The following is a 17,184-nucleotide window of genomic DNA, read 5'->3' as shown; positions in this document are numbered from 1 at the left end:
GGGGCCGACCTACGCGTCGCCGCGCCCGGGCCCGCGTGCCCGGTCGGGGCCGCCTCACCGGTACAGCCGGCGGCCGCAGTGGGGCCACGGGCTCGCGCCGCGCTGCACGTAGAGCTTCTTGGCGCGGTAGGTCTGTTCCGCGGCGGGCGCGTTCTGGGCGACGCCGCTGCCGCCGAGGGAGCGCCAGGTGCCGGGGTCGAACTGGTAGAGGCCGCCGTAGGTGCCGGAGGGGTCGACGGCGTTGGGGCGGCCGCCGGACTCGCAGGCGGCGAGGGCGCCCCAGTTCAGGCCGTCGGCCCCGGCGACGGAGCTGGGCAGCGGGCGGGTGCCGACCCGGACCTTCTGGGCGACGGGCTCGCGGACGGTCTCCTCGCCGGTCCGGCGCGGCCGCTGCCGGACGCCGTTGACGGTGCGCAGGGTGTACGTGACCCGGCGGACGCCCGGCACGCCCTGCTGGTCGACGACCTCGGTGCCGGCGAACAGCTCCGGGTCGCGGGTCCGCTCGACGGGGAAGGGGACGGGCTCGTCGCGGACCTCGCGGGTGCCGGTGATCCGCAGGACCGTGATGGTCTGGCCGTCGCGCGGGAACGAGCCGAGCGGCACGGAGGTGGTGTCCTGGTTCGCGAGCGTGATCCCGGCCTCCTCGACGGCCTCGCGGACGGTGGCCGCGTTGGTGCGGACGGTCCGCTCGCGGCCGTCGGCCAGGAAGGTGACGGCCCGCTCGGTGCGGACGTCGAGGGTGAGGCCGCCGCGGGAGATGGGCGCGGAGCGGGAGACGGACAGATACGCGCCCTCGGCCCGCACCCCCAACTGGCGCAGGGCGCCGTCCACGGTGCGGGCGGTGGTCCACACCTGGCGGCGCCGCCCGTCGAGGGTGAGGGCGACGGGCCGGCCGTAGCGGACGACCACCTCGTCGCCTGCGGCGAGGGCGGCACCGGGGCCGGGGGCGACGATGTCGTGCTCGCCGACCGCGAGGCCCTCGTCGGCGAGGAGCTCGTCGACGTCGTCCGCGAAGGTGTGCAGGGTGCGCGGGACGCCGTCGACGGACAGCCGGATCGCCTTGTCGTCGGCGACGAAGGCGGTGGTGCCGCCGGCGAGGAAGGCGACGACGAGGGCCTGCGGGAGGATCCGTCGCAGGCCCTCCCCGGCGGGCGGGTTCGCCTTGCGCCGCCGGGCGGCCCGTCGGGCGCCGGCGCGATGACCGGCGTGGGGGGTGCTCACGAGGCCGGGACCCTAGCGGCATCTCCGGTCACGCTCCACGACGACCCGACTACGACACGTAACCGTTATGCATCGGTGATCACCGGCCGCGCGGGCCGGGGGGCCGCGGGCACGGGCTCAGAGGCTCAGAGGCTCAGGGGCTCAGTAGTCGAAGGCGCGGGCGGTGTTCGCGCCGATGGCCTCGGCGAGCTCCTCCTCCGTGATCCCGCGCACCGCGGCCATGGCCCGGACGGTGACCGGGATCAGGTACGGCGCGCCCGGGCGGCCCCGGTAGGGGGCGGGGGTCAGGAAGGGGGCGTCGGTCTCGACGAGGACGAGCTCCAGCGGGGCGACGGCGAGGGCGTCGCGCAGCGGCTGGGCGTTCTTGAAGGTGACGTTGCCGGCGAAGGACATGTAGTAGCCCTTGGCGGCGCAGATCTCGGCCATGTCGGCGTCGCCGGAGTAGCAGTGGAAGACCGTCCGCTCGGGCGCGCCCTCCTCGTCGAGGACGCGCAGCACGTCGGCGTGGGCCTCCCGGTCGTGGATGACCAGGGCCTTGCCGTGCCGCTTGGCGATCTCGATGTGGGCGCGGAAGGAACGCTCCTGCGCCGCCATGCCCTCGGGGCCCGTGCGGAAGTAGTCGAGGCCGGTCTCGCCGACGCCCCGCACGTGCGGCAGGGCGGCGAGCCGGTCGATCTCGGCGAGGGCGTCGTCGAGCGCCGCGTCCCCGCCGGCCTCGCGGGCCCCCTGCCGCGACCAGCCGTCCGGATCCCCGAGCACGATCCGGGGCGCCTCGTTGGGGTGCAGGGCCACCGCCGCGTGCACGTGCTCGTACTGCGCGGCGGTCTCCGCCGCCCACTGCGAGCCCTTGAGGTCGCAGCCCACCTGCACGACCGTCGTCACACCGACGGCGGCGGCCTTGGTGAGGGCCTCCTCGACGGTGCCGGACTGCATGTCGAGATGGGTGTGCGAGTCCGCGACGGGGACCAGCAGGGGCTCGGGCAGCGGCGGCGGGGCGTCCTTGGCACTCATGGCCCCGATCGTACGAGGGCCGGGGCCCCGAGCTCATCCGCGAAGCGTCACCGCCGGGAGCGGAAGGGGTGCAGCAGGTCGGAGAGATGCCAGTGGTGGGGTACGGGCGGCCGGTCCTCGTCGGCGAGGGTGGCGCCCGCGGGGCCGGCCGGGCCGGCGCCGTCGGCGGCGGCCGCGGGGACCTCCTGCGTCAGTTCCTGGCCGATCGGTCCCGCCGGACCCACCGGCCTGGTCGCCCTGGCCCCGCTGCTGTGCCGCTCGGCCGCGGCCATCAGGTCGAGCACCGAGGACACCTGGCCCGCCCGCATGATCCGTACGACATGGCTGCCGCAGTTCATGCAGGTCGGCCGGGACAACGGGGACGGGACCCGCGCTCCGTCGGCCTTGTAGACGACGTACTCGTGCCCGCGCGCGTCCACGTGGTGCTCGATGTCGTACGCCTGCTCCCAGCCGTATCCGCACCGCATGCAGGCGAAGGCGTACGCCTCGTGGGCGACGGGCGTTCCGGTGCCGGTGATCTCACTCATTCCAGCTCCTCTCCACTGAACCAGTGGACGCCTTTTCGGGCCGGAGCGCATCAGCGCCGGAAGAACCATGGACGGAGCATGGACGGTCTTTGGCGCTTCCTTGCCGAAAGGGCCTTCGCGCGGGCCCGCCGCCGGGTTCCGCTTTGCCTTTCAGATTAATCCTTTACCGTTTCCGGGGCCTTTCCGGAGCCCGTCGCGGCCGCGTTCTTCGCCGCGACGACGGCGTCGAACACCTCCCGCTTCGGCAGGCCGGCCTCGGCGGCGACCGCCGCGATGGCCTCCTTGCGCCGCTCGCCCGCCTCCTCGCGCACCCGCACCCTGCGCACCAGCTCCTCGGCGTCGAGCTCGGCGGGCCCGGTCTCCGGGGCGCCCTCGACGACCACGGTGATCTCGCCGCGTACGCCCTCCTTCGCCCACTCCACGAGCTCGCCGAGCGGGCCGCGCCTGACCTCCTCGTACGTCTTGGTCAGCTCGCGGCAGACCGCCGCCCGGCGCTCGTCGCCGAACACCTCGGCCATCGCGGCGAGCGTGTCGTCGAGCCGGTGCGGCGCCTCGAAGTAGACGAGGGTGCGCCGCTCGTCCGCGACCTCGCGGAGCCGGCCGAGCCGCTCGCCCGCCTTCCTCGGCAGGAAGCCCTCGAAGCAGAAGCGGTCCACCGGCAGGCCGGACAGGGCCAGCGCGGTGAGCACGGCCGACGGGCCGGGCACGGCGGTGACCTTGATGTCCTGCTCGACGGCGGCGGCGACCAGGCGGTAGCCGGGGTCGGAGACGGACGGCATGCCGGCGTCCGTGACGAGCAGCACCCGCGCGCCGCCCGCGAGCGCCTCGACCAGCTCGGGCGTACGGGCGGTTTCGTTGCCCTCGAAGTAGGACACCACCCGGCCCTTGGTGTGCACCCCGAGCGCGCGGGTCAGGCCGCGCAGCCTGCGGGTGTCCTCGGCGGCCACGATGTCCGCGTTCTCCAGTTCGGTGGCGAGCCGTGGCGGTGCGTCCGCGATGTCACCGATGGGGGTCCCTGCGAGTACCAGCGTTCCTGTCACACGGACCATCCTCCCAGCCCGGACAGGCGACGCGCACAGGCGCGTTCCCTACGATGGCGCGGTGACCAGTACCGCACCCGAGGCCCTGGAGGGTCAGCACCCCATGGACCCCCAGGACCCCATGGCACCGACCGGGGCAGAGCCCACCGCCTGGCAGCGGCGGCTGCGGCGCCACGGCTACCGGCCGGCCGCCACGGGCTCTTTGTCCATCGGCCTGCGGGAGCGGCTCGTACCGCCGTACACGCGGCCCTCGCCACGCCTCTGGTCGCTGCTCGGGATCGGGCCGAAGGCCGCCGAGCGGGTGTGGCGGTACGCCGCCTGGGGCGGGCCGCTGCTGGTGGCCCTGGTCGCGGGCGTGCTGCGGTTCTGGAAGCTGGACCGGCCGCACGCGGTGATATTCGACGAGACGTACTACGCCAAGGACGCCTGGGCCCTGATCAACCAGGGCTACGAGGGGGCGTGGCCGAAGGACATCGACAAGTCGATCCTGGCCGACCCGGGCGCGGTGCTCGTGCCGACCGAGCCGGGCTATGTCGTCCATCCGCCGGTCGGCAAGTGGGTCATCGGCCTCGGCGAGAAGCTCATCGGCTTCGAGCCGCTGGGCTGGCGCTTCATGGTGGCCCTGCTCGGCACCCTGTCGGTGCTGATGCTGTGCCGGATCGGGCGGCGGCTCTTCCGCTCCACCTTCCTGGGCTGCCTGGCGGGCGCGCTGCTCGCCGTGGACGGACTGCACTTCGTGATGAGCCGCACCGCGCTGCTCGACCAGGTGCTGATGTTCTTCGTGCTGGCCGCCTTCGGCTGCCTGGTCGTCGACCGGGACCGGGCCCGGCAGCGGCTCGCGGCGGCGCTGCCCGTGGACGCCGAGGGGGTGCTGCGCCCGGACGCGTCGATCGCGGAACGCCTCGGGCTCGGCCGGCGGCCCTGGCGGATCGCGGCGGGCGTGATGCTGGGCCTGGCCGCCGGCACCAAGTGGAACGGCCTCTACATCATGGCCGCGTTCGGTCTGATGGCCGTCCTGTGGGACCTCGGCGCCCGCCGCACGGCCGGCGCGATCAGCCCGGTCGCGGCCGTCGCCCGGCGCGACCTCGTCCCGGCCTTCGTGTCGGTGGTGCCGGTGGCGATCGTGACGTACCTGGTCTCCTGGACCGGCTGGATCGTCACCGACAAGGGCTACTTCCGCAACTGGGCCGCCGAGCAGGACAGGCTGCACGGCGCCGGGGCGTGGAGCTGGCTGCCGGACTGGCTGCGCAGCCTGTGGCACTACGAGACCGAGGTCTACAAGTTCCACGTCGGCCTGAACTCGCCGCACACCTACGAGTCCAACCCGTGGAGCTGGATCGTCCTCGGCCGCCCGGTCTCCTACTTCTACGAGTCGCCCTCCCCGGGCGAGCGCGGCTGCCCCGCCGACGCGCCCGAGAAGTGCGCCCAGGAGGTGCTGGCCCTCGGCACACCGCTGCTGTGGTGGGCGGCCTGCTTCGCGATCCTGTACATCCTGTGGCGGTGGGTCTTCCGCCGCGACTGGCGGGCGGGCGCGATCGCGTGCGGCATCGCGGCCGGCTGGGTGCCGTGGTTCCTCTACCAGGAACGCACCATCTTCCTTTTCTACGCGGTGGTGTTCGTGCCGTTCCTGTGTCTCGCGGTGGCGATGATGATCGGGGCGATCGTGGGCCCGCCGGGCTCGTCGGAAAGGCGGCGGACGTTCGGCGCGGTGGCCGCGGGTGTGCTCGTTCTTCTGATCGTCTGGAATTTCATCTATTTCTGGCCGCTGTACACCGGGCAGTCGATTCCGATGGACGCGTGGCGCAGCCGGATGTGGCTCGATACCTGGGTGTAGCGGCGCCGGGCGCCGGCGGATCGAGCGAAACAGACGGGTTGGTCGCTTTCCGGTAACGACCGTGGTAACGACCGTTACGGCTGTCACTCCTGCCCCTTAGGCTGCCGAAAGGCCACCTGGGGGAGGGAGGCGCAGCCATGCGCAGTGGTGCCAAGGTCGCGATCGTCGGAGGAGTCTTCGTCGTCGTGGCGAGCGGGGTGGGGTACGGGGGCTACAACCTCTGGAACGGGATCACGGGAGGGGCCGGCGGCACCGGCACGAAGTCCGGGTCCGAGGCGAAGAGGACGGGTCCGGTCACCTCGGAGGAGGTGACGGGGACGGCCGGGGACTTCCTGGCCGCCTGGGCCGGCGGGGAGCCCGAGCGCGCCGCCCAGCTCACCAACAACCCGGTGGACGCCGGACCGGCCCTGGCGGGCTTCCGGGAGGAGGCGAAGGTCTCGGCCGCGACGATCACGCCGGGGCCGGCGACCGGGGCGACGGTGCCGTTCACGGTGAAGGCGACCGTCACGTACAAGGGCGTCTCGAAGCCTTGGACGTACACCTCGCGGCTCACCGTGGTGCGAGGGCTCACCACCGGACGGCCGCTGGTCGACTGGCAGCCGGCCGTGCTGCACCCCCGGCTCACGAAGGGCGCGACGCTCCGCACGGGCGGCGCGAAGACGGGCGGGATCGAGGCCGTCGACCACAAGGGCCGGGTGCTGACGGCGGAGCAGTACCCGTCGCTCGGGCCGGTCCTGGACCAACTGCGCGAGCGGTACGGGGCGACGGTGGGCGGCAAGCCGGGCATCGAGGTCTTCGTCGACCCGGGCGTCGGGGGCGCCCCGGCCGCCACGCTCCTCACCCTCGACAAGGGCGAGACGGGGAAGCTGCGGACGACGATCGACGCGGACGCGCAGGCGGCGGCCGAGAAGGCGGTCGCCCGGTACGGGAAGGCGTCGGTGGTGGCGATCCAGCCGTCGACGGGAGCGGTGCGGGCGGTGGCGAACAGCCCGGCCGGCGGCTTCAACACGGCGTTCTCCGGCGCGAAGGCGCCCGGTTCCACGCTGAAGATCGTGACGGCCGCGCTGCTCCTGGAGAAGGGCCTGGTGAAGGCGGACCGGGTGGCCGAGTGCCCGCCGAACGCCATGTACCACGGCCGGACGATCGAGAACCTGAAGGGCTTCTCGCTGAACGGGAAGACCTTCGCGGAGAGCTTCTCCCGGTCCTGCAACACGGCCTTCATCAAGAAGATCGACGACGTCGGCGACGACTCCGCCCTGGCCAAGGAGGCCAAGGAGGTCTTCGGCATCGGCCTGGACTGGCAGACGGGCATCCCGTCGGTCGACGGCTCCGTCCCCGAGGCGACGGGCGGCGCGGCGGCGGAGCAGTACATCGGCCAGGGCACGGTCACGATGAACCCGCTGAACGTCGCGTCGATCACCGCGACGGCGAAGGACGGGCGTTTCCGGCAGCCGTACCTGGTCGCCAAGGACCTGGACGACCGCGAGTTCGCGCAGGCCGAGCGCCGGCTGCCGGACTCGGTGTCCCGGCAGCTCCGCGAGATGATGCGGCGCACGGCGACCAGCGGGACGGGGGCGGACGCGATGGCCTCGGTCGCCGGCGACAAGGGCGCGAAGACCGGCTCGGCGGAGGTGGACGGGCAGCGGGTGTCCGACTCCTGGTTCACCGGCTTCGCGGAGGACCTGGCGGCGGCGGCCTTCGTGGAGGGCGGCGGCCACGGCGGGGACGCGGCGGGGCCGGTGGTGGCGCAGGTGCTGAAGGCGGGGTAGGGCGGAGGGGCCCGGCGGGGCGGGGCCTCGTAGGGTGCCGCGGGACCTCGTAGGGGCCGGGGCCGGCGGGGTGGGGCGGGCCTCGTGAGGCGGGCCCGGCAGGGCGGGGCGGACCTCCTCGTAGGGCGGGCCCCGGCCGGGACGCGGGGGCCTTGGTAGGGCCGCGTCCCGCGCGACAATCCGCTCGCGTGCCCCGTACACGTACCGCTAGCGTGCGGGGGCATGACGACGTCTGGAACCCCCGAATCCCCCGCTCTGTCGCTCGCCCACCCCCGGTTCGCCGCCGCGCTGAAGGAGCTGGAGCTCGAGGTCGAGCTCCGCCGCTTCCCGGACGAGACCCGCACCGCCCAGCAGGCCGCCGAGGCCATCGGCTGCGAGGTGTCGGAGATCGTGAAGTCGCTGGTCTTCGCGGCGGACGGGGTGCCGGTTCTGGTCCTGATGGACGGGGCCTCGCGGGTGGACGTGGAGCGGGTGCGGGAGGAGCTGGGCGCGGCGAAGGTCACGCGGGCCGATGTCAGGGCCGTACGGGAGACCACCGGCTACGCGATCGGCGGCGTTCCGCCCTTCGGGCACCTGACGCGGACGCGGGTGCTCGCCGACCGGGGCCTGCTCGACCACGAGGTGGTGTGGGCGGCGGCCGGGAACCCGCACACGGTGTTCGCGCTCGACCCCGCGTCGCTGATCGCCCACGCGGGCGGCACGGTGGTGGACGTCCGCGAGCGTACGGCGTGACGCCGCTGGTCACGGCGGCGGTCCTGACGGCCGCCGTGACGCACGCGAGCTGGAACGCGATCGCCGCGCACATCCGGGACCAGTTGCTGTCCTTCACCCTGATATCGGGCGGCGGCGCGCTGATCGGGGCCGTCACGGCCTGTTTCGTGCCGTTGCCGGCGGCGGGCGCGTGGCCGTATCTGATCGCCTCGGCGATCCTCCACGTCGGGTACTACACGCTGCTGATGCGGTCGTTCTCGCTCGGCGACTTCGGCCAGATGTATCCGATCGCGCGCGGCACGGCCCCGCTGGTGGTGACGCTGCTCGCGGCGGTGTTCGTCGCCGAGGTCCCGGACGCCGGGCAGTTGGCCGGCGTCGCGGTGGCCAGCGCGGGCCTCACCGGCCTCGCCCTGTGGGGCATCCGCGGCAAGGGCGCGCGGCCGCACTGGCCGGCGTTGCTGGCGGCGGGTGCGACGGGCCTGTCGATCGCCGCGTACACGGTCGTCGACGGCGTCGGGGTGCGCGCGTCGGGCACGCCGCTCGGCTACGTCGCCTGGCTGATGGTCCTCCAGGGGCTCGTCGTGCCGCTCTACACCCTCGCCCGCCGCCGCTCGGCCCTGGGCGCGGAGCTCCGCCCGTACGTCCGCCGCGGCCTGCTCGCCGCCGCGCTGTCGGTCGCCGCCTACGGCCTCGTGCTGTGGGCCCAGACCAGGGCCCCGCTGGCCCCGATCGCCGCGCTCCGCGAGTCCTCCATCATCGTCGGCGCCGCCATCGGCGCGGTCTTCTTCAAGGAACGCTTCGGCGGCCCGCGGGTGGCGGCGGCGGGCCTGATGGTGGTGGGCATCGGACTGATGCTGTACGGGAGCTGATCCGCGGGCCCGGCGCCGAGCGGCTTGACCTCAACCTCGGTCGAGGATCCAGAGTCGGAGCCATGACCACTCACGACGACGACGCGATCCTCCTGTTCCGCAACACCATGCGCATCACCGAAGGCCACCTGGACGCCTTCCGGTCCGCCATCGAACGGGCCGTGTCCTTCGCCCGGCAGCACGGCCCCCAGCTCATGGTGCAGACCTTCCTGGACGAGGACCGCCTGCTGGCCCACAGCTTCCAGCTCTACCGCGACTCCGACGCCGTCCGCACCCACTGGCGGCTCGCCGACCCGTACATCCAGGAGGTGATGGCCCACTGCCGCGTGTCCCGCTTCGAGGTCTTCGGCGAACCGGACGCCGACGTCACCGAGGGCATCCGCTCCGCCCTCGGCGACCACTGCGAACTGACATTCCTGCCCCGCGTCGCGGGCTTCGCGCGCCTGGGCTAGGGGCCGTCACAGCGAGGCCCGGACCGCCTTGAGCAAGGACTGGGCGCGGGGGTCGGCGGTGACTGTTTTGCGCATGCCGTTGGTGACGTAGGCGAAGGCGATGCCCGAGTCGGGGTCGGCGAGGGCGAGGGAGCCGCCGCGGCCGGGGTGGCCGAAGGAGGTGGGGCCGAGGAGGGGGGAGGCGGGGCCGTGGAGCATGTGGCCGAGGCCGAAGCGGGTGCCCACGACGAGGACGCGGTCGGGGCCCGCGGACTCCTCGGTGCGGGCCAGGGTGAGGGTCGCCGGGGCGAAGAGGCGGGGGCCGCCGTCGACGGGGCCCAGGGTGGACGCGTAGAAGCGGGCCAGGGCGCGGGCGGTGGCGACGCCGGCGGAGCCGGGGAGTTCGGCGGCGCGGTAGACGGGGTCGTTCTCGTCGGGGCGGGGGTCGATCACCCCGAAGGCCCGGCGGGTGAGGGAGTCCGGGTCCTGGTAGGCCGCGGTCACCGACGGCTTGGGGCGGAGCTTCAGCGCGGGGCTGTCGGCCGGTTCGCGCTCCTCGATCGGACCGAGGCGGCCGACCCGGTGGGCCTCCTCGGCGGGCAGGCCGATCCACAGGTCGAGGCCGAGCGGGCGGGCGATCTCTTCGGCGACCCAGCGGCCTATGGTGCGGCCGGTGACCCGGTGGACGAGCCCGGAGAGCAGCCAGCTCAAGGTGTGGGCGTGGTAGCCGTGCGCGGTGCCGGGCTCCCAGACGGGGGCCTGGGCGGCGATCGCGGCGGTGGCGGTCTCCAGGTCGACCGCCTCGGCGAGGGTCAGCGGGCGGTCGAGGACCGGCACGCCCGCCCGGTGGGCGAGCAGTTGCCGTACCGTCACCCGGTCCTTCCCGGCCGCCTTGAAATCGGGCCAGTACGTGGCGACCGGCGTGTCCAGGTCCAACTGACCGCGCTGGTGCAGCAGCAGCGGGACGGCCGCGGCGACGCCCTTGGTGGCCGAGCGGACGACCTGGGCGGTGTCCACGGCCCACGGCTCGGCCCCGGCCCCTTCCCCGCCGTCGGCATCCCTCGTCCCCGCCCACAGGTCGACGACCTTCGTGCCGTCCCGGTACACCGCGACCGCCGCGCCCCGCTCGCCCCGCTGCTCGAAGTTGTTCAGGAACGCGTCCCTGACCGGCTCGAATCCCGCCGCCACCGTGCCCCGGACGTCCACCTGGTCCACTCTTCCTCTCGTACGACCGACTCCCCATGGTGCAACGGGGGACGAGCCGTGCCGATTCCGGGGCCCCGGCCGGCGGGCGGGTCGAGCGACCGGTGGGCGGGTCGAGCGACCGGTGGGGGCGGGTCAGGCCACCGAGCTCGGCACGAAGCCGTACGGCAGTTCCAGGCGGTGCCGGGCCATGAGCTCCTCGTCGGCCAGGACGTCGGCGGTCCGACCGTCCGCGGCGATCACGCCCTCGCTGAGGATCACCGAGCGCGGGCAGAGTTCCAGGGCGTACGGCAGGTCGTGGGTGACCATGAGGACGGTGACGTCCAGGGAGCGCAGGATGTCGGCGAGCTCGCGGCGCGAGGCCGGGTCCAGGTTCGAGGAGGGCTCGTCGAGGACGAGGATCTCCGGCTCCATCGCGAGGACCGTCGCCACCGCCACCCGGCGCCGCTGCCCGAAGGAGAGGTGGTGCGGGGGCCGGTCGGCGAACTCCGCCATGCCGACCCGGGTCAGCGCCTTGTGGACGACCGTCTCCAGCTCGGCGCCCCGCAGCCCCGCCGCCGCGGGCCCGAAGGCCACGTCCTCGCGGACGGTCGGCATGAAGAGCTGGTCGTCGGGGTCCTGGAAGACGATGCCGACCCGGCGCCGTATCTCGGCCATGTGCCGCTTGCCGACGGGCAGCCCGGCGACGGTGACGGAGCCCGCCCCGCCGGTGAGGATGCCGTTGAGGTGGAGGACGAGGGTGGTCTTGCCGGCGCCGTTGGGGCCGAGCAGGGCGACCCGCTCGCCACGGCCGACGGTCAGGTTCACGCCGAAGAGGGCCTGGTGGCCGTCGGGATAGGCGTACGCGAGGCCGCGGACGTCCAGCGAGGGAGCGGCGGCGAGGGCGGGGTCCACGGTCACAGGGTCCATCCCAGGAGGCAGATGAGGAGGGCCGCACCGGGCAGGGCGGCGGCCCGGGTCCACTCGGCGCGGCTGGCGGCGACCTCGTCGATGACCGGCATCGACCCGGTGTAGCCACGGCTGACCATGGCGAGGTGCACCCGTTCCCCGCGTTCGTACGAGCGGATGAAGAGCGCCCCGGCGGTCTTGGCGAGGACGCCCCAGTGCCGCACGCCCCGCGCCTCGAAGCCGCGCGAGCGGCGGGCGATCGACATGCGCCGCATCTCGTCGGTGATCACATCGCCGTAACGGATCATGAAGGAGGCGATCTGGACGAGCAGCGACGGCAGCCCGAGCCGCTGGAGGCCGAGCAGCAGGGCGCGCAGTTCGGTGGTCGCGGCGAGCAGGACGGAGGCGGCGACGCCGAGGGTGCCCTTGGCGAGGACGTTCCAGGCGCCCCACAGGCCGGGCACGCTCAACGGGACCCCGAGGACGGTCGTCTGCTCGCCCGGCACGACGAACGGCATGAGCAGCGCGAAGGCCACGAACGGGATCTCGATGAGCAGCCGCTTCAGCAGGAAGCCGGCCGGCACGCGGGCCCACGCGGCGACGGCGCCGAGCAGGACCGCGTAGAGGCCGAAGGCCCACATCGCCTCGCGGGGCGTGGCGACGACCACGACGACGAAGGCGAAGACGGCGGCGAGCTTGGTGTGCGGGGGCAGCGCGTGGACCGGCGAGTGGGCCCGCCGGTACAGCTTGTGCGCGTGTCCCGCCCCCACGTCAGACCTGTGCCTGCGCCTGGGCCCGGGCCTCCGCCTGTGCCTGCGCCCCGGAGTTCTGCCGGCGCCGGCGGACGGCCCAGAAGGCGCCCGTGCCGACGGCCAGGGTCGCGCCGACGCCGATGACGCCGGCGAGGCCGCCGGACAGGCGCGCGTTGTCGACGTCCTTCACGCCGTAGTCGGCGAGCGGCGAGTCGGCGGCGGCGTGCGGCTCGACCTTGGCGTCGATGCCCTTGTCGGCGGCGACCTTCTCGAGGCCGTCGGGGCTCGCGGAGGCGTAGAAGGAGACGAAGCCGGCGAGGACGAGGGCGGTGACGACACCGCCGATCCACAGCTTCTTCGGGGAGCGGGCGGCGGTCGGGGCGGGAGTGGCGGCAGCCGCGTCGGGGGTGGCGGGCGCCGCGTCGACGAGCTCGCCGTCCACGCGCAGCTTCAGCGGGGCGCTCAGGCCGCGGGCGCCGTAGACGAGGTCGGGGCGGACGGCGATCACCGCGCCGACGGTGAGCATGGTGATGACGGCCTCGCCGATGCCGATGAGGACGTGCACGCCGACCATGGCGGTGAGGACCTTCGGGAGCGGCACGTCGGTGGTGCCGCCGATCGCGTAGATCAGGGTGAAGGCGGCCGCCGCGGCCGGTACGGACACCAGCGCGGCGACGAAGGAGGCCACGGTCACCGAGCGGCGGGTCCGGGGCAGGAGGAGCACCAGTCCCCGGAAGAGGCCGTAGGCGACGAGGACGGTGACGCCGCCCATGACGGTGATGTTGACGCCGAGCGCGGTGAGGCCGCCGTCGGCGAAGAGGACGCCCTGCATGAGCAGGACGACGGCTATGCACAGCACGCCGGTGTAGGGCCCGACGAGGATCGCCGCGAGCGCACCGCCGAGGAGGTGCCCGCTTGTTCCGGCCGCGACGGGGAAGTTGAGCATCTGTACGGCGAAGACGAAGGCGGCGACCAGGCCGGCGAGGGGCGCGGTCCGCTCGTCGAGCTCGCGTCGGGCTCCGCGCAGGCTGACGGCGACGGCGCCGACGGCGACGACACCGGCCGCGGCCGAGATGGGGGCGTTGATGAATCCGTCAGGTACGTGCACGCCCGAATGATGAGCCCTCCTGCGAATGGTTTGCAAGAGCGCTCGGAGGTCAGGTGGAGGACACACCCCTGAGGCGCACGCCTGGAAAGAGTGGGACATTAGGGACGAATAGGTAAGGGATTCGCGGGTACGTCCTGGGAGTGCCGCCGAGTGTGAGGAGCCGACCGATGCCCCGCGCCGCCGATGACCAAGGAGCCGAGGGCCGAGGAGTCGAGGCCCACGGAGTCGAGGCCCGAGGAGTCGAGGACCACGCCAAGGGCCGCATCATCAGCGACGCGCCGCTCTCCCGACCGGTGCCGGTGGCCCTCCGCTACGACCCCGGCTTCCAGCCCGCGACCGTACGGTTCGTCTTCCCCGGCGACATCGAGTGGTCCTTCCCCCGCACCCTCCTGGAAACCGGGCTGCGCGCGCCCGCCCGGCGCGGGGACATCGGCGTGTGGCCCTGCGGACGGGTCCAGACGGTGGTGGAGTTCCACACGGACGACGGCGTCGCGGTCGTGCAGTTCGACACCACCGCGCTGCTGCGCTTCCTCAAGCACACGTACGCCGTCGGCGCGCCGATGTCGGCACGCTGACGGCGTACGCGCCGCGTCGTCCCCGTCCCCACAGGTCCGGCGCGGACCGGGACCCGCCACCCGCTCACGCGGCGGCCCCGGGGTCTCACGGCCTCGAGTCGTACGGCGTCGTAGTCGTACGGGCCGGGGCGCAGGGACGCGGCCTCCGGCCCGCACGGCGGGCTATGCCTTGACCAGCTCCTTCTCGGCCGGGGCCGCGGCGGCGGCGGTCGCCAGGCCCTCGCCCTCGACGTCCACGTTGGGCAGCACGCGGGCGAGCCACTTCGGCAGCCACCAGGCCCTGTGGCCCAGGAGCGCGAGGACCGCCGGGACGATCGCCATGCGGACCACGAAGGCGTCGAAGAGGACGGCGACGGCCAGGCCGAAGCCGATCATCTTGACCATCTGCTCGCTGGAGCCGATGAAGCCCGCGAAGACCGCGATCATGATCACGGCGGCGGCGGTGACCACCCGGGCGCCGTGCCGGAAGCCGGTCACGATCGCCTCGCCGGGGCGTGCCCCGTGGACGTACGCCTCGCGCATCCGCGTGACGAGGAACACCTCGTAGTCCATCGCGAGGCCGAAGACGACACCCACCATGAAGATCGGCATCATCGACATGATCGGGCCGGTCTGCTCGACCCCGAAGACGCTGCCCAGCCAGCCCCACTGGAAGACCGCGACGACCGCGCCGAGGGCGGCGACCACGGAGAGCAGGAAGCCGAGGGCCGCCTTCAGCGGGACCAGGATCGAGCGGAAGACCACCATGAGGAGCAGGAAGGCGAGTCCGACCACGAGCGCCAGGTAGGGCAGCAGCGCGTCGTTCATCTTCTGCGAGAAGTCGATGTTCATCGCGGTGGCGCCGGTGACCAGGACGTCGTCGCCGGTCGCGCCGCGGATGTCGTGGACGAGTTCCTCGGTCCGCACGGACGACGGGCGGTCCTTGGGGACGACGGTGATCATCGCGGTGTCGCCGGCCTTGTTCGGGGTCGGCGGGGTGACGTGCGCCCAGCCGTCCAGGCCCTTGATCGTGGACACGGTCTTGTCGGCCGCGGCCTTGTCGCCGTCGACGACTACGAGGAGCGGGCCGTTGAAGCCGGGGCCGAAGCCGTCCGAGAGCAGGTCGTAGGCGCGGCGCTCGGTCGTGGAGACCGGCTTCACGCCGTCGTCGGGCAGGCCCATCTCCAGGGAGGCGGCGGGCACGGCGATCGCGCCGAGGCCGAGGACGCCGACGAGCAGCACCATCAGCGGGCGGCGCAGGACGAAGCGGGCCCAGCGGGTGCCGGCGTTGGGCTTGTCCTGGGCGGCGCCCCGGCCCGCCGTGGCCGACTGGAGGTTCGTCTCCGGCTGCGGGTTCGTCTCCGGCTGCGGGTTCGTGTCCGACTGCGGGTTCGTGGCGGCGGGGGTGCGCTGCTTGCGGGCCACGACCTTGTTCCCGGCGAAGCCGAGCAGCGCGGGGATGAGGGTGAGCGCGATGAGGACGGCGATCACGACCGTGCCGGCCGCGGCGAAGCCCATCTTCGTCAGCATCGGGATGTTGACGACGGCCAGGCCGACGAGGGCGATGACCACGGTGAGACCGGCGAAGACGACGGCGGAACCGGCGGTGCCGACGGCGCGTCCGGCGGCCTCCTCCTTTTCGCGGCCCTCGGCGAGCTCCGCGCGGTAGCGGGAGACGATGAACAGGGCGTAGTCGATGCCGACCGCGAGGCCGATCATCATCGCGAGGGTGGAGGTGGTGGTGCCGAGGTCGAGGGCGCTGGCGAGCGCGGTGATCGTCGAGATGCCGATGCCGACGCCGATGATCGCGGTGAGCAGCGGCAGTCCGGCGGCCACGAGCGAACCGAAGGTGATGACGAGCACGATGCCCGCGACGACCACGCCGATGATCTCGCCCGCGCCCTGCTCGGGCATGCTCTGGAGCGCGTCGCCGCCGATCTCGACGGTCAGGCCCTGGCCCTGGGCGTGGCGCCCGGTCTCCTTGAGCGCGTCCCGGCTCGCGTCGGTCAGCTCCATCGCGTTGACCTTGTAGGCGACGGAGACATAGGCGGTCGAACCGTCGCGGGAGATGGTCTGCGCCGTGTACGGGTCGGTGACCTGGGCGATCTGGTCCGAGCCGTCCTTCAGCTCGGCGACGGTCTTGTCGACCTTGGCCTTGTTGGCGGGGTCCTTCATGCTCTGGCCGGCCGGGGCCTTGAAGACCACGCGGGCGGTGGCTCCGTCGGCGCTGCCGCCGGGGAAGCGCTGTTCGAGCAGGTCGAAGGCGCGCTGCGCCTCCGTGCCGGGTATGGAGAAGGAGCTGGAGGTCGCGGTGGGCGCGGTGGCGGCGCCGACGCCGGCGAGCGCGAGGAGCGCCACCCAGAGGAGGGCGACGAGCCGTCGGCGCCGGAAGGCGGAGCGGCCGAGCTTGTAGAGGAACGTGGCCACGGGGGCGTACTCCCGGTGTTGAGTGGGACAGGGCATGGGGAGCCGGCCCGACGGCGTGAGCGGTGCGACGTCAGGTGGTGCGGGGTGCTGGTGGTGCGGGTGTGGTGCGGGTGGTGCTGCTGCGGGGACCGCCCGGGTCAGGCGCCGAGTGAGGGGAGCACGACGGCGTCGACGTAGGCGTGGAGGAACGCGGTGTCCACCGGCTGGTCTTCGATCAGCGGGCGGGCGATGAACGCTCCGATCAGCATGTGCGGGACGAGTTTCAGCGCCGGGTTGCCGGCGTCGACCTCGCCCCTGCGAACGGCTCGGTTCAGCACTTCGTCGAGGCCGGTCATCTCGGGTTCGATGAGCAGCTCGCGCAGCGCCTGGAGCAGTTCGGGGTTGTCGTGGACGGCATGGGTCAGGCCCCGCATCAGCGCGGAGTCCTTCTCCATCTGGCAGTCGTCGGTCCGCTCCAGCATCGCCCGGAAGTCGCCGCGCAGGGTGCCGGTGTCGATCTCGGCGAGCGAGACCGGCTTGTTGTGGCGCAGGGCCGTGGCGACGAGTTCGGGCTTGCTCCCCCACTGGCGGTAGAGGGTGGCCTTGCTGGACCGGGTGCGTGCGGCGACGGCGTCCATGGTGAGGGCGTCGTAACCGACCTCGCGGAGCAGGTCGAGCACGGCTTCGTACAGCTCGGCCTCCCGTTCGGGGGTGAGCCTGCTGCGGGCCATGCCCTGCCTCCTCCTGGGGCGATCGTGGGTCGACGTCCGTCCATGTCCGCCGACGTACGAAACGGTTTCGTTTCGCACACTTCGACGATACCCGGGCGCTCTGCGAAACGAAACCGTTTCGTACGTGGG

General features: G+C 73.3%; 16 protein-coding genes. 6 read left to right on the top strand and 10 right to left on the bottom strand.

The window, feature by feature from the left end; genetic code table 11:
- Positions 1–54: 54 nt before the first annotated feature.
- From ABZ135_RS11360 to rsmI, 4 genes are all read right to left on the bottom strand, one after another.
- Positions 55–1,221: a ubiquitin-like domain-containing protein gene (locus ABZ135_RS11360; protein WP_356694246.1), complete on the bottom strand. Its 1,167-nt coding sequence runs from the start codon at positions 1,219–1,221 to the stop codon at positions 55–57.
- A 141-nt stretch (positions 1,222–1,362) separates the two neighbouring features.
- The gene (locus tag ABZ135_RS11355; protein ID WP_356694244.1) at positions 1,363–2,232 is read right to left on the bottom strand and encodes a TatD family hydrolase; all 870 of its coding nucleotides are present in this window, start codon (positions 2,230–2,232) and stop codon (positions 1,363–1,365) included.
- 47 nt (positions 2,233–2,279) lie between these two features.
- Positions 2,280–2,759 (bottom strand): hypothetical protein, encoded by a 480-nt coding sequence (locus ABZ135_RS11350; protein WP_356694242.1) that lies wholly within the window; start codon positions 2,757–2,759, stop codon positions 2,280–2,282.
- Positions 2,760–2,914: 155 nt separating this feature from the next.
- On the bottom strand, positions 2,915–3,799 hold the full coding sequence (gene rsmI / locus ABZ135_RS11345; protein ID WP_356694240.1) for a 16S rRNA (cytidine(1402)-2'-O)-methyltransferase: 885 nt from the start codon (positions 3,797–3,799) through the stop codon (positions 2,915–2,917).
- A gap of 61 nt (positions 3,800–3,860) precedes the next feature.
- Here rsmI and ABZ135_RS11340 point away from each other — a divergent pair, with 61 nt between their 5' ends.
- The 5 genes from ABZ135_RS11340 (at position 3,861) to ABZ135_RS11320 (ending at position 9,434) form a co-directional block, all read left to right on the top strand.
- Positions 3,861–5,633, top strand: coding sequence for a phospholipid carrier-dependent glycosyltransferase (locus tag ABZ135_RS11340; protein WP_356694238.1), 1,773 nt, complete (start codon positions 3,861–3,863; stop codon positions 5,631–5,633).
- Between the two features lie 137 nt (positions 5,634–5,770).
- Entirely contained in the window at positions 5,771–7,402 is a 1,632-nt protein-coding gene (locus ABZ135_RS11335) for a penicillin-binding transpeptidase domain-containing protein (RefSeq protein ID WP_356694236.1), read from the top strand.
- A 222-nt stretch (positions 7,403–7,624) separates the two neighbouring features.
- Complete coding sequence (locus tag ABZ135_RS11330; RefSeq protein WP_356694234.1) at positions 7,625–8,134, top strand: YbaK/EbsC family protein; 510 nt, start codon at positions 7,625–7,627, stop codon at positions 8,132–8,134.
- On the top strand, positions 8,131–8,982 hold the full coding sequence (locus tag ABZ135_RS11325; protein WP_356694232.1) for a DMT family transporter: 852 nt from the start codon (positions 8,131–8,133) through the stop codon (positions 8,980–8,982). The genes ABZ135_RS11330 and ABZ135_RS11325 overlap by 4 nt, the downstream gene beginning before the upstream one ends.
- 62 nt (positions 8,983–9,044) lie before the next feature.
- Positions 9,045–9,434 (top strand): hypothetical protein, encoded by a 390-nt coding sequence (locus ABZ135_RS11320; protein WP_356694230.1) that lies wholly within the window; start codon positions 9,045–9,047, stop codon positions 9,432–9,434.
- Positions 9,435–9,440: 6 nt separating this feature from the next.
- On the opposite strand, the gene ABZ135_RS11315 is transcribed toward ABZ135_RS11320, so the two are convergent.
- From ABZ135_RS11315 to ABZ135_RS11300, 4 genes are all read right to left on the bottom strand, one after another.
- Positions 9,441–10,619, bottom strand: coding sequence for a serine hydrolase domain-containing protein (locus ABZ135_RS11315; protein WP_356694432.1), 1,179 nt, complete (start codon positions 10,617–10,619; stop codon positions 9,441–9,443).
- A 132-nt stretch (positions 10,620–10,751) separates the two neighbouring features.
- A complete protein-coding gene (locus ABZ135_RS11310; RefSeq protein ID WP_356694228.1) occupies positions 10,752–11,525 on the bottom strand; it encodes an ABC transporter ATP-binding protein in 774 nt (257 codons plus the stop codon).
- Positions 11,513–12,274: a cobalt ECF transporter T component CbiQ gene (cbiQ, locus tag ABZ135_RS11305; RefSeq protein ID WP_356694226.1), complete on the bottom strand. Its 762-nt coding sequence runs from the start codon at positions 12,272–12,274 to the stop codon at positions 11,513–11,515. The genes ABZ135_RS11310 and cbiQ overlap by 13 nt, the downstream gene beginning before the upstream one ends.
- 1 nt (position 12,275) lies before the next feature.
- Positions 12,276–13,364 carry an energy-coupling factor ABC transporter permease gene (locus tag ABZ135_RS11300; RefSeq protein WP_356694224.1) on the bottom strand — a complete coding sequence of 363 codons (1,089 nt, stop codon included), beginning with the start codon at positions 13,362–13,364 and terminating at the stop codon, positions 12,276–12,278.
- 167 nt (positions 13,365–13,531) lie between these two features.
- Here ABZ135_RS11300 and ABZ135_RS11295 point away from each other — a divergent pair, with 167 nt between their 5' ends.
- Positions 13,532–13,939, top strand: coding sequence for an SsgA family sporulation/cell division regulator (locus ABZ135_RS11295; RefSeq protein ID WP_356694222.1), 408 nt, complete (start codon positions 13,532–13,534; stop codon positions 13,937–13,939).
- Positions 13,940–14,101: 162 nt separating this feature from the next.
- Here ABZ135_RS11295 and ABZ135_RS11290 read toward each other — a convergent pair whose 3' ends face one another.
- Entirely contained in the window at positions 14,102–16,345 is a 2,244-nt protein-coding gene (locus ABZ135_RS11290) for an MMPL family transporter (protein WP_356694220.1), read from the bottom strand.
- Positions 16,346–16,482: 137 nt separating this feature from the next.
- Positions 16,483–17,055 (bottom strand): TetR/AcrR family transcriptional regulator, encoded by a 573-nt coding sequence (locus tag ABZ135_RS11285; protein ID WP_356694218.1) that lies wholly within the window; start codon positions 17,053–17,055, stop codon positions 16,483–16,485.
- Positions 17,056–17,184 lie beyond the last annotated feature (129 nt).

It is taken from the genome of Streptomyces sp. NPDC006339 (assembly GCF_040612775.1).
In the GTDB taxonomy this organism is placed as follows: Bacteria; Actinomycetota; Actinomycetes; order Streptomycetales; family Streptomycetaceae; genus Streptomyces.
The sequence above is the reverse complement of the archived record's forward strand: the minus strand, read 5'-3'. Positions and strand labels throughout refer to the sequence as shown.